Raw genomic sequence first — 12878 nt, 5'->3', positions numbered from 1 at the left:
ATGAAATTAAAAAAGGTACTAGCATTTGCTATGGATATTGGAGAAGGAATGCTTATTTCTGGAGCTGGGGTCTCTAGGGTAGAGGATACGATTACGCGTATTTGTCTTGCTTATGGAGCAAAAAAAGCAGATGTGTTTTCAATTACTTCAAGTATTGTAACTTCAATTGAAGATGCAGACGGGGAAATTTTGACACAAACAAAGCGTATTCGTCATTATAAAACAGATTTTAAAAAACTAGATGAATTTAATCAACTTTCGAGATATATGTGTCGAGATCTTCCAAATGAAAAAGAAGTAAAACAGAGGATACAGAAAATAAAAACTGGGAGAATCAATTCTTTTATGGAGGAAGTTTTAACTTCAGCAGCGATTGCGACTGCATGGACGATTTTTTATGGAGGAGGGATTGCAGAAGGAGCAATTGCGATTTTAATTGGAGGCGCTGTTACGGTTCTTTCAAGATATTTAAGTAAATTAACCCCGAATGAGATGGTTTTAAATTTTTTATTATCTTTTTTTGTTGCAGCACTTGCATATTTGTCTGCTAGATTTGGTATTACAAAAGACTATGGGAAGATTATTATTGGAAATATTATGCTGCTTGTGCCTGGAGTTGCCTTTGTCAATGCACTTCGTGATATGATTGGAGGAGATATGATGTCTGGTATTTTGCGAGTTTGTGAATCGGTTCTTCTTGCGGTATTTCTTGCAGCAGGTTCCTTTATGGCATTAGTTTTTCTTGGAGGTGTATGGCAGTGATTCAAATTTTTGCAAGTTTTGCCGGGAGTTTAGGATTTGCATTACTTTACAATTTGCGAGGAAAAAAATTGTGGACAGCTGGTGTTTCTGGAATGATTTCATGGGCGGCATATTTATTTGTATGGAATCAGATGCCAAGTGGCTTTGCAGCAAATTTAGCCGCTGCGGCTGTTGCAACGATTTATGCAGAAACCATGGCAAGAATTTTAAAGACACCAGTTACAGTTTTTTTAATTACAGGAATTATTCCACTAGTTCCTGGAGGAAACCTTTATTATACAATGAATTATGTCATCGCAAAAGAATGGCATCTGTTTTCTTTATATGGACAAAAGACAATGCTTACAGCTATTGCAATTGCTGCCGGCATTATGGTTGCTTCTTCTTTGTATGGAATCTGTGCATCAATTGTGCATCATTATGCTATAAAAAACATAAAATAGAAAAAAAGAAAGCCATCGTTTTATGGAACAAGATGAAAAACTTGAAAATCAGCTTCAGCTAGCACTGGATTTACCTGTGGAAGAAAGGAAAAAGACGCAGGATTTGAATGCTGGATATGATGAGAATTTGAGGCAATGGGAAATTATTTTTCAATATGTTGGAAGCCTTGAGCAGCTTAATTTACCACAAGGCGTGGAAGTTGAACCTTTAAGCGAAGGATATGCAATCGCTTTTATGAAAGAAAATCTGCTGGAGACTTTCTCACGTCTTGAGCAGATTATTTTTATAGAAAAACCAAAAGCTCTTTTGTTAAGCCGTCAGCAAGGAATTGCAGCTTCTTGTATGTTGTCTATAAAAAATAGTCCTTTCAATTTAAGTGGAGAAGGTGTGTTGATCGCAGTTATTGATACTGGAATTGATATTTTTCATCCGGATTTTCAAAATGAGAATGGAACAACGAAGATCATTTCACTGTGGGACCAGACGATTCCGGGGAATCCGCCCGCTCCGTTTACAATTGGTACTGTTTATTTACAAGAAGAAATTAATCAGGCCTTACGGGAAGGAAGGGGGAGTTCTTCCGTAAGAAGTCAGGATATTTCTGGGCATGGAACACATGTAGCTTCTATTTGTGGCGGAAGAAATGGGGTTGCTCCAATGGCAGATTTTTTGATTGTAAAACTAGGAAAAGAAAATGATTTTCCAAGAACGACACAATTAATGATGGCGGTTCAATATGTGGTAGATTTTGCAAAAAAACAAAGGAAGCCATTGGCAGTGAATATTAGTTATGGACACAATTATGGAGATCATCGCGGAAATTCTTTATTGGAAACATTTTTATCTAAAATTGCAGGACAATGGAAGAGTGTATTTTGCATTGGAACTGGGAATGAGGGAGATAGTGCGCGCCACAAGCAGGGAGTAATCCAAGAGAAAACGGAAGAAATTTTATTTGATATCGCGCCGGCTGAGACAAGTATAAATTTGCAGATATGGAAGAATTTTGCAGATGAATTTGAACTGATGTTGGTCTCTCCTTCTGGAAAAAGTTATCGTATGGTGAATCAACCAGGAAAAACAGAATATTTATATGCAGATACGAAAGTTGTTGTATATAATGGTTTGCCAACGCCTTATAATGTGCGGCAGGAGATTTATTTTGTATGGATACCGCAGAAAGAGGAAATTGAAAGCGGTCAGTGGAATCTTAAAATAACACCAGTGCATCTTGTAAATGGAGAATATCAAATGTGGCTGCCGGTTTCATCAGGAAGTAACCGACAGACAAGATTTCTTGAACCAAGTAAAACTCTTACGCTTACAATTCCATCTACGGCAGATAAAGTGATTTCAGTCGGTGCTTATAATGTTCGTTATCGGTCTTATGCTGAGTTTTCTGGAAGAGGTGATACAAGTCTATGCGTGGCAAAACCAGATCTTGTGGCTCCTGGAGTTGGAATTTTGGGAGCAGCACCTGGAGGAGGAGAAAATAGAATGTCTGGAACTTCAATGGCAACACCATTTGTCACTGGGGCAGCAGCACTTATGATGGAATGGGGGATTATAAGAGGTAATGATCCTTATTTTTATGGAGAGAGAGTAAAGGCATATTTACACCGTGGAGCACGGAAAATGCCGGGGTTTGAAACCTATCCAAATGATGAAGTTGGCTATGGATCTTTATGTAAGACAATTTTTTAAAAAAAGTAAGAAAATAACAAAATTTTCACCATAGATTTACATTATGTACTATTAAATTTCTGAAATTTATGTTAAAATTTTATTGTTGTTAGGAAATACGAAAGGAAGAGGCAGTATAATGAGTAAAACAAAATTTGACAAGAAAATGTTTAAACTGGAAGTGCAGAACAACCTGAAAATGCAGTTTCGTGTAGAACTCGAAGATGCGACTCCTCAGCAGATTTATCAGGCTGTTGCTTATGCAATTAAAGAAACAATTATTGGAGACTGGATGGATACTCAGAAAGAGTATGAAGAAAAGGATCCTAAAATTTTATACTACATGTCTATGGAATTTTTAATGGGAAGAGCCCTTGGAAATAATTTAATTAATATGTCAGTATATAAAGAAGTAAAAGAAGCATTAGATGAGCTTGGTGTTGATCTTAATATGGTAGAAGACCAGGAACCAGATCCGGCTCTTGGAAATGGAGGACTTGGAAGACTGGCAGCATGTTTCCTTGATTCTCTGGCATCTCTTGGATATGCAGCTTATGGATGTGGAATCCGTTATCAGTATGGTATGTTCAAGCAGAAAATTGAAAATGGATATCAGGTAGAAGTTCCTGATACATGGCTAAAAAATGGAAATCCATTTGAGTTAAAACGTCCGGAATATGCAAAAGAAGTTCGTTTTGGCGGAGATATCCGTACAGAATATGATGAAGCAACCGGAAGAACAAATTTTGTTCAGGAAAATTACCAGTCTGTACTGGCTGTTCCATATGATTATCCAATCGTAGGATATGCAAATCATATTGTTAATACTCTTCGTATCTGGGATGCAGAACCAATGACTGATTTCCAGTTGGATTCTTTTGATAAAGGAGAATATGAAAAAGCGGTAGAACAGAAAAACCTTGCAAAAAATATTGTTGAAGTACTGTATCCAAATGATAATCACTATGAAGGAAAAGAACTTCGTTTGAAACAGCAGTATTTCTTTGTATCTGCAAGTTTACAGGCAGCTGTTGCAAAATATAAGAAAAATCATGATGATATTACAAAACTGTATGAAAAAGTAGCAATTCAGATGAATGATACGCATCCTACAGTAGCGGTAGCAGAATTAATGAGAATTCTGATGGATGAAGAAGGTCTTGGATGGGATGAAGCATGGGAAGTTACAACAAATACTTGTGCATATACAAACCATACAATCATGGCAGAGGCATTGGAAAAATGGCCAATCGATCTGTTCTCAAGACTGCTTCCTCGTGTATATCAGATTGTAGAAGAAATTGATCGTCGTTTTGTAGAAAAAGTTCGTGAAACTTATCCTGGAAATGAAGAAAAAGTTCGTAAGATGGCAATTCTTTGGGATGGTCAGGTACGTATGGCACATATGGCGATCATCGCAGGATATTCTGTCAATGGTGTTGCAAAACTTCATACAGAAATCTTAAAGCATCAGGAATTAAAAGATTTTTATGAAATGATGCCTGAAAAATTTAATAATAAGACAAATGGTATTACACAGAGACGTTTCTTGATGCATGGAAATCCATTACTTGCTGATTGGGTAACAAAAAAAATTGGAACAGACCAGTGGGCAACGGATCTTTCTTTAATGGCAGGGTTGAAAAAATATGTATCTGACAGTAAAGCACAGAAAGAATTTATGGAAATCAAGCTTCAGAATAAAAAACGCCTGGCAGATTATATTTTGAAACATAATGGTATCGAAGTAGACCCTACTTCTATCTTTGATGTACAGGTAAAACGTCTGCATGAATACAAACGTCAGTTAATGAACATTCTTCATGTAATGTATCTTTATAATCAGTTGAAAGAAAATCCAGAAATGAAGTTCTATCCAAGAACATTTATTTTCGGAGCAAAGGCAGCAGCTGGATATAGAAGAGCAAAACAGACCATTAAATTGATCAATGCCGTTGCAAATAAAGTAAATAATGATCCTAAGATCAAAAATAAATTAAAAGTTGTCTTTATTGAAGATTATCGTGTATCTAATGCAGAGCTGATCTTTGCTGCAGCAGATGTCAGTGAACAGATTTCAACAGCTTCTAAAGAAGCATCTGGTACAGGAAACATGAAGTTTATGTTGAATGGTGCTGCAACACTTGGAACAATGGATGGAGCAAATGTAGAAATCGTAGAAGAAGTTGGAAGAGAAAATGCTTTCATCTTTGGATTGAGTTCAGAAGAAGTTATTAATTATGAACAGAATGGCGGATACCATCCATATGAAATCTATCAGAAAGATAAAGATATTCATAAAGTATTAGAGCAGCTTGTGGATGGAACTTATGCAGAAGGAGATCCAGAACTTTACAAAGATTTATATCAGAGTCTTCTGTTTGGAGATACAGGAAGTCAGGCAGATATGTACTTTATTCTGAAAGATTTCCGTTCTTATGTGGATGCACAAAAGAGAGTAGAAGCTGCATATCGTGATAAAGATAAATGGGCGAAGATGGTAATGACAAACACAGCAAGTTGTGGAAAATTCTCATCTGACCGTACAATTCAGGAATATGTAGATGATATTTGGAAATTAGATAAAGTTCGTTAAGATTTAAAAATATTTTGAAAAGGAACAGTTTGCTGTTTTGCGGCAGGCTGTTTCTTTTTTGCATGCTTATGGCTTAATAAAAAAATAAGATGAATCCATTTCAAATCTATGTTATAATAACAGCAATAAAAATCCTGGCTTGTTGTATGGACAGTCGGATCAAACAGCGTAGCAGACAGGTAATGATATGGAGAAAATGTTTATGGACGATAAAATGAAGAAGATAGTAACGGTAGTTCTTGTCATTGTGATAGGAATTGCTGTTTTTGCTGGGTATGGGTATGTTACTCAGAAAACAACGGCAAATGAAGGAATTGAGTATTTAAATGGAAAAGAATATCAAAAAGCTTATGAAAAATTTCATGAAGCGGCTAGTAAATTTACTTTATTCTGGACTGGACAAAAAACGGACACTTTGCTTTATGAAGGAGAATCCTTATATCAGTTGGAACGTTATGATGATGCAATTAAAGTTTACGGTCAATTGATTGCAAAAGGAGAAAGTAGGGGATATTCGTTCAAGGCTTTCTGTTATATGGGAAAGGGAGAAACGAACAAAGCACTTAATGTGTGCAAACAAGGAATACAAGCTTTGCCGGATGCAGGAGATATTTATTGCACGGAATATGGAATTTATGCAAAACAGAAAAAGTATAAAGAAGGTCTTGATATTTTGAAGGAAGCTTTGACAAGGGATGGACTGAAAAATAAACAGGAGGTTCTTTTTACAAGAATTAGCGCATATGAATCGATGTTTGATTATGATACAGCACTTCAATATGCAAAAGCTTATGTAAAAGCTTATCCGAATGATAAACAAGGGAAAAAAGAACTGACATTTTTAGAGACAAGATAGAGTAAAAGGGAAAGAATTTTTTAGTTCTTTCCCTTTTGTATATAAAATTGACAAGCTGTAGAAAAAGAGTCATAATAAATTTGTTAGAATGTTAAAATAAAAACAAACTTTGCAGAGGTAATAATCATGGATAATGAAATGTCAGTTAGAAATAGGATTTTTTTAAGTTATGATAGTTTATATGATGCAGAAAAGAAGGTTGCGGATTATTTAATTCAGCATCCTTCAGAAGCAATAGAGATGTCAGTATCAGAGCTTTCTTCACATTGTGATACGAGTCAGGCCACTATCGTTCGTTTTTGTAAAAAAATAGGATGCAAGGGATTTCATCATTTGAAGATTAAAATGGCTGGCGAACAGCAATATCAAGAAGACCAAGTAATTTCTAATGAAATTAGTGTAGAACATATGGAAGAATCCATTCAGAATATTATGGTAAGCAAAGTAGAGGAAATTAAGGCAACTTTTCAAAATTTAGATCCAAACCAGCTAAAGGAGATTATTCAACTTGTATTGGATGCTGATATGATTGAGTTTACAGCGATGGGAAATACCATTCCAATTGCAATGGATGGAGCTTATAAATTTAAACAGATGGGATTTCATGCTGTATGTTCGATTATATGGGAAGATCAGGAAGCAATTGCAAGAACATTGAATCCAGGAGATGTAGTGTTTGCAATTTCGGCTTCTGGGGCTTCTAGAAGATTATTAAAAATTGTACAAATTGCAAAGGAAAGAGGTGCAAGAATTGTAGCGATTACAAATCATATGCATTCACCTCTGGCAGATCTTTGTGATTATATTTTGCTTACAGCGACAAGAGAGCATATTTTTTATAATCAAATTAGCTTTACTCGTGTAGCAGCGATGTCTTTGATTGATAGTCTTTTTTTATTATTGATTTCAACAAAAGAAGATTTCTTTCAAAAAATGGCAGAACATGAGGAATCAGTTGCAGAAGATAAGTTGTAAAGATTGGAAAGAATGGGTAATATATGAGTACATGGATCGTATCGATTTTGCTACTTTTATTTGCGATTGTAGCATTTTTTGCTTATTCTTATATGAAAAATCAGAGATCAAGGTATATAATTTCATTATATAAAAAATTTCAGAAAGAATATGGAGATTGTGCAAGGATTTCTATGGGATTTTTTCAAAGGAATCCATTGTCAAAATCAATCATTGTTATGCTTGCAGTTGGGAAAGATAATAGAATTGTAGATGCATGGATAGTTACGGATAAAGATATGCACATTGATGCAAGAGCTGCGCGAGAATATATTGGAATGGACATTGATAAATATCAAATAGAAAAGGAAAAGCAGGAAAAAAATTACCTGTATAAGCAGCAAAAACAAGAACAAAAAACAACAAAAGAAAAAGCATTTGATATAGCGTTAAAACAAATTTTAAATCAAGACAGGAAATAAGATTATATGGAAGAGATTAGAAAAGAAATCAAAGAGAAAGTAATATTAGTTGCGGTCGCTACAGAAGATCCCGTGCAAACAGAGGAATCGTTGGATGAGTTAGAAGAACTGGTAAAGACAGCAGGAGCTGAGGTTGTAGCCCGAGTTATTCAATTAAGGGAAGCTCCACATCCTGGGACTTATATTGGAAAGGGAAAAATAGAAGAAGTACAGGCCTTTCTTTATGGAACTGATGCGACAGGAATTGTATGTGATGATGAACTTTCACCAGCTCAGATTTCAAATTTGGAGCAGGCACTTGATACAAAAATTATGGATCGAACATTAGTTATTCTTGATATTTTTGCGAAAAGAGCATTTACAAGAGAAGGAAAGATTCAGGTAGAACTTGCGCAACTAAAATATAGGGCTTCTAAATTAACTGGAAAAGGTACCTCTCTTTCCAGACTTGGAGGAGGAATTGGAACAAGAGGACCAGGAGAGAAAAAACTTGAGATGGATCGACGTTTAATTCGAACAAGGATTTCTCATTTAAAAGCAGAACTTCGAGATGTAATCAAGCACAGACAAGTGCAAAGAAAACAAAGACAGCGGAATCATATGCCGGTTGTTTGTATTGTTGGTTATACAAATGCCGGGAAATCTACTTTGTTAAATTATTATACAAATGCTGGGGTTTTGGAAGAAGATCAGTTATTTGCAACGTTGGATCCAACAACAAAAAGTGTAGAACTTGAAAGTGGGCAAACGATTCTTATGACGGATACGGTAGGATTTATTCAAAAACTTCCACATCATTTAGTAGATGCTTTTAAAAGTACGTTAGAAGAAGCAAAATATAGTGATTTGATTCTTCATGTTGTAGATGCATCTAATCCGCAGAAAGAACAGCAGATGGAAACAGTTTATAATACATTAAATCAACTTGGGGCCAATGAATCTTCTGTCATTACGGCATTTAATAAGATCGATCTTTTAAAAGATGAAGAAATACTAAAAGATCCAAGGGCAGAAGCAGTTGTAAAAATATCAGGGAAAACAGGAGAAGGTACAGCAAAGCTTCTTCAGACAATTGAAGAAATGCTTCAGAAGAAAAAGTTGTATCTGGAAAAGACATATGGATATGACGAAGCAGGAAAGATTCAGATCATAAGAAATTATGGACAGCTTTTAAAAGAAGAATATACGGAAGAAGGAATTTATGTTCAAGCATATATTCCAAAAGAAATCCTTGGAAGTATTTAGGGAGGAAATTATGATTATACAAAAAGTCATTAATAATAATGTTGTTAGTACATTTGATACCAATGGACATGAAGTGATCTTAATGGGAAAGGGAATTGGATTCCGAAAAAAAGCTGGAGATGAACTTGATAAAAATAAAATTGAGAAGATTTTTACGTTAGATCAGAAAGGAAAATCTCCATTTGTACAGGAAATTATGGCAATTATTCAAGAATTTTATGAGGTTTCTTTAAATCAAGAAAATCCGGCATATCAGCGCTTTGCCACACATCTTGAGTTTATGGAATCAGAGATTCAGGCAAATCGGTCCATTGGTAATGAAGATGAAGAAGATGATGTGGAATTTTATGAGAGAAACCAGAAAAAATATCCAGAAGCTTATATATGCAGTCAAAAAATTGTGGAACATATAGAAGGTCATTACAACTGTAAATTATCAGCGGATGAAAAAATGTATTTAATTATTTATGTAAAAAGATTAATGATGGAAAGGGAACTTTAAATTATATAAATTTTGTTGACTTAAATTCATAGATTTGGTATTATATATGTATTGGATATGGATTGTGACTGGTAATGCAGGCAAGACCTTTTTAATAAGTGTGAAGACATTTGTTGAAAGGTCTTTTTTTATGCGTGTATTGTATACAATCCGGATGCATTATTACACATAATTTTATAGTAGAGAAGGAGATTTAATTATGGTATCAAAGAAATTTGTTATTGAAAATGAACAGGGATTACACATGAGACCAGCAGGAGTTCTTGCAAAAGCCGTTACAAAATTCGAATCTGATGTAACAATCATTTACGAAGACAAAAAAATCAATGCAAAGAGTTTATTAAATATCATTGGTGCTTGTATCAAATGTGGTTCTGAAATCGAATTAGTATGTGAAGGTCCTGATGAAGAAGCAGCACTTGCACATGCAACAGAATTAATCGAATCTGGATTAGGGGAATAAGAAGAATATTTGATAAATAAAGGACGGGTGCAAAATGTATAAAGGTATAGGAGCATCTGCCGGAATTGGTATCGGTAAGGTTGTTGTAATTAAAGAACGGGAATTAAATTACACAAAGACTACAGTAGAAGATACTGAGGCAGAAAAGAAACGTTTAAGTGATGCGATTGAAGTTTTCATTGATAATACTACAAAATTAGTTGAAACAATGAAAGTAACTGCCGGGGAACAGGAAGCTGAAATTTTAGAAGGACATATCCTTATGATTCAGGATCCTGCAATCTCTGAACAGATCGAAGCAAAAATTGATGGAGAAAAAATCAATGCAGAAGCTGCAGTAGAAGAAGCATGTGATTTCTTCGCACAGATTTTTGCAATGGCAGAAGATGAGTTAACTCAGCAGAGAGCATCTGACTTAGGCGATATTAAAACTCGTTTGATCAAAATCCTGCTTGGCATCGAAGATGTTGATATTAGTGCAGTACCAGAAGGAACAATTTTGGTAGCTGAAGATTTAACACCATCCATGACTGCAGGAATCAAACCTGAAAATGTACAAGGTGTGTTAACTGAAATCGGTGGAAAAACTTCTCACTCTGCAATCATCTGCAGATCTATGGAAATTCCAGCCGTATTAAGTATTGAAAACATCACTTCTATTGTAAAAGATGGGGATGAAGTTGTATTAGACGGAGCAACAGGAGATGCTTATGTAAATCCAGAAGCTTCCGTTGTAGAAGAATACAAAGAAAAGAAGGCAAAATTCCTTGAAGAAAAAGCGGCACTTGCAAAATTCGTAGGAAAACCATCTCAGACAGCAGATGGACATGTTGTGGAATTGGTTGCTAATATTGGTGGACCAGAAGAAGCAGAAGGTGTCCTGGAGCGTGATGGAGAAGGTGTTGGACTGTTTAGAACAGAATTCTTATTTATGGAAAGCAATGATGTTCCATCTGAAGAATCTCAGTTTGAAGCATACAAAAAAGTTGCAGAAACGCTGGAAGGAAAACCAGTTATTATTCGTACGCTGGATATTGGTGGAGATAAAGCTCTTCCATATCTTGGACTTCCAACAGAAGAAAATCCATTCCTTGGATTTAGAGCAGTTCGTTTCTGCCTTCAGAGACCAGACATTTACAAACCTCAGTTAAGAGCATTGCTTCGTGCAAGTGCATTTGGTAAGATTCGTATCATGGTTCCGCTTGTTACTTGTGTAGATGAACTTCGTGCAGTAAAAGCTTTAATTGAAGAAATTAAGGGAGAGTTAGATGCAGAGGGTATCGCATATGATAAAGATATCAAAGTCGGAGTTATGATGGAAACAGCTGCAGCAAGTTTGATCGCAGATATTCTTGCAAAAGAAGCTGATTTCTTTAGTATTGGTACAAATGACCTTACAGGATATACAATGGCTGCTGACAGAGGTAACCCGGATGTAGCTTATCTGTATTCTGCATATAATCCAGCAGTACTTCGTTCTATTAGAAACATCATTGGTGCTGCAAACAAAGAAGGAATTATGGCAGGTATGTGTGGAGAAGCTGCAAGTGATCCATTATTAGTTCCTGTTTTATTAGCTTTTGGATTAAATGAATTCTCTGTAAGTGCTACAGCTATTCTTGCAACAAGAAAAGTTATGTCTCTTTGGACAATGGATGAATGTAAAGCATTAGCAGAAGAAGTTATGCAGTTATCAACAGAAGCAGAAGTAAAAGCATTACTTCAGGAAAGAGCAAGAAGCTAAGATTTTTTAAATCATAAAGGAAAAAACTGATATGCCGATGGTATATCAGTTTTTTATTTTTTGGAGGGAAAAATGAATGATAGAAAGATTGTATTAGATACATTAAAACGTTATCATACAACATATGAATTAATCGAACATGAACCGATGTATACCGTGGAAGATATTGAAAAGTCAGGATTGTGGCAGCATGAAAATGGAATAGGAGCAAAAAATCTTTTTTTAAGAGATGGAAGTGGGAAACATCATTTTCTAATAGTCATACAGGAAGATAAACAGGCAGATTTAAAATTTGTTCGTGACGAGATTGGAAGTTCCAGATTAAGTTTTGCATCGGAAGAGAGACTTGAAAAATATTTAAAATTACAGACAGGATCTGTTTCTCCACTTGGAATTTTAAATGATGAGAATCGAGAAGTGGCAGTTTTTTTTGATAAAGACCTGAAACAATATGAATATCTTGCGGTTCATCCAAATGATAATACAGCTACCATTTGGATGAAAACCGATATATTAGTACAAATTATAAAAGATCATGGAAATTCCTTTGATTGGATTTCAATTGGATCATAATCAAGAATTTATTTCAGTAGAAACTCCACGATTTTCAACGATAGTGGAGAATACGATCAAAGTGCTTGTTTTTCCAAAATGTTGAAGTTCTCCGATAAACCCATCTAATTCCATGGTACTTGGAAAAGCAACTTTCAACAAAACGGAATAATTGCCAGTAACGCAGTCGCATTCTAGGACATTTGGGTGGGACTGTAAAAATGGATAAACTTCGGGTTTTTGAGATGGGCTGATTTCAAAATTGATATAAGCTTTGATGTGATATCCTAATTTGATTGGATTAACGCAAGCGTGAAATCCGGTTAGAATTCCTTCTTTTTCTAGGCGTTCAATACGCGAAGAAACAGCTGGTGAAGTCAAGAAGACTTCTGCAGCAATTTTTTTTAACGGGGTTCTGGCATTTTTTTGTAAAATAGAAATGATTTTTTTATCAATTGCGTCCATAATAAGTTCTCCTTTGCTGTCTAAAATCATCGTTTATTAAGTTAAGTATAATACAGTTTGTAAAAAGCTTCAATCGTTAAACACTTAATTTTTTTAAGTTTTTTTCTTTTTTCATAAAAAAAGAAAAGCA

The 12878-nt window shown here is 35.1% G+C and carries 13 protein-coding genes; 12 read left to right on the top strand and 1 reads right to left on the bottom strand.

Annotated features, from left to right (window positions below):
* The 12 genes from KQI71_RS00870 to KQI71_RS00815 all read left to right on the top strand — a co-directional run bounded on the left by KQI71_RS00870 (position 1) and on the right by KQI71_RS00815 (position 12304).
* A complete protein-coding gene (locus tag KQI71_RS00870) occupies positions 1-762 on the top strand; it encodes a threonine/serine ThrE exporter family protein (RefSeq protein ID WP_216433140.1) in 762 nt (253 codons plus the stop codon).
* Positions 759-1205: a threonine/serine exporter family protein gene (locus KQI71_RS00865; RefSeq protein ID WP_330655189.1), complete on the top strand. Its 447-nt coding sequence runs from the start codon at positions 759-761 to the stop codon at positions 1203-1205. Before KQI71_RS00870 ends, KQI71_RS00865 begins: the two co-directional genes overlap by 4 nt.
* Positions 1206-1227: 22 nt before the next feature.
* Positions 1228-2910: a S8 family peptidase gene (locus tag KQI71_RS00860; protein ID WP_216433136.1), complete on the top strand. Its 1683-nt coding sequence runs from the start codon at positions 1228-1230 to the stop codon at positions 2908-2910.
* Positions 2911-3028: 118 nt separating this feature from the next.
* The gene (locus KQI71_RS00855; RefSeq protein ID WP_216433134.1) at positions 3029-5485 is read left to right on the top strand and encodes a glycogen/starch/alpha-glucan phosphorylase; all 2457 of its coding nucleotides are present in this window, start codon (positions 3029-3031) and stop codon (positions 5483-5485) included.
* Between the two features lie 202 nt (positions 5486-5687).
* On the top strand, positions 5688-6341 hold the full coding sequence (locus KQI71_RS00850) for a tetratricopeptide repeat protein (protein ID WP_216433132.1): 654 nt from the start codon (positions 5688-5690) through the stop codon (positions 6339-6341).
* A 126-nt stretch (positions 6342-6467) separates the two neighbouring features.
* Positions 6468-7316 (top strand): MurR/RpiR family transcriptional regulator, encoded by an 849-nt coding sequence (locus KQI71_RS00845; protein ID WP_216433130.1) that lies wholly within the window; start codon positions 6468-6470, stop codon positions 7314-7316.
* A 23-nt stretch (positions 7317-7339) separates the two neighbouring features.
* Positions 7340-7777 carry a hypothetical protein gene (locus tag KQI71_RS00840; RefSeq protein WP_216433128.1) on the top strand — a complete coding sequence of 146 codons (438 nt, stop codon included), beginning with the start codon at positions 7340-7342 and terminating at the stop codon, positions 7775-7777.
* 6 nt (positions 7778-7783) lie between these two features.
* Positions 7784-9022 carry a GTPase HflX gene (gene hflX, locus KQI71_RS00835; RefSeq protein WP_216433126.1) on the top strand — a complete coding sequence of 413 codons (1239 nt, stop codon included), beginning with the start codon at positions 7784-7786 and terminating at the stop codon, positions 9020-9022.
* A gap of 10 nt (positions 9023-9032) precedes the next feature.
* Positions 9033-9524, top strand: a complete 492-nt coding sequence (locus tag KQI71_RS00830) for a CAT RNA binding domain-containing protein (RefSeq protein ID WP_216433124.1) — start codon at positions 9033-9035, stop codon at positions 9522-9524.
* Between the two features lie 199 nt (positions 9525-9723).
* Positions 9724-9987, top strand: coding sequence for an HPr family phosphocarrier protein (locus KQI71_RS00825; protein ID WP_216433122.1), 264 nt, complete (start codon positions 9724-9726; stop codon positions 9985-9987).
* A gap of 34 nt (positions 9988-10021) precedes the next feature.
* Positions 10022-11731 (top strand): phosphoenolpyruvate--protein phosphotransferase, encoded by a 1710-nt coding sequence (ptsP, locus tag KQI71_RS00820; RefSeq protein ID WP_216433120.1) that lies wholly within the window; start codon positions 10022-10024, stop codon positions 11729-11731.
* A gap of 72 nt (positions 11732-11803) precedes the next feature.
* A complete protein-coding gene (locus tag KQI71_RS00815; protein ID WP_216433119.1) occupies positions 11804-12304 on the top strand; it encodes a prolyl-tRNA synthetase associated domain-containing protein in 501 nt (166 codons plus the stop codon).
* On the opposite strand, the gene KQI71_RS00810 is transcribed toward KQI71_RS00815, so the two are convergent.
* Positions 12305-12748 carry an Lrp/AsnC family transcriptional regulator gene (locus KQI71_RS00810; RefSeq protein ID WP_216433117.1) on the bottom strand — a complete coding sequence of 148 codons (444 nt, stop codon included), beginning with the start codon at positions 12746-12748 and terminating at the stop codon, positions 12305-12307.
* Positions 12749-12878: the final 130 nt, after the last annotated feature.

This window comes from Anaerostipes sp. MSJ-23, from assembly GCF_018918155.1.
GTDB lineage: Bacteria > Bacillota > Clostridia > Lachnospirales > Lachnospiraceae > Anaerostipes.
This window is presented reverse-complemented; position numbering and strand designations above follow the sequence as displayed.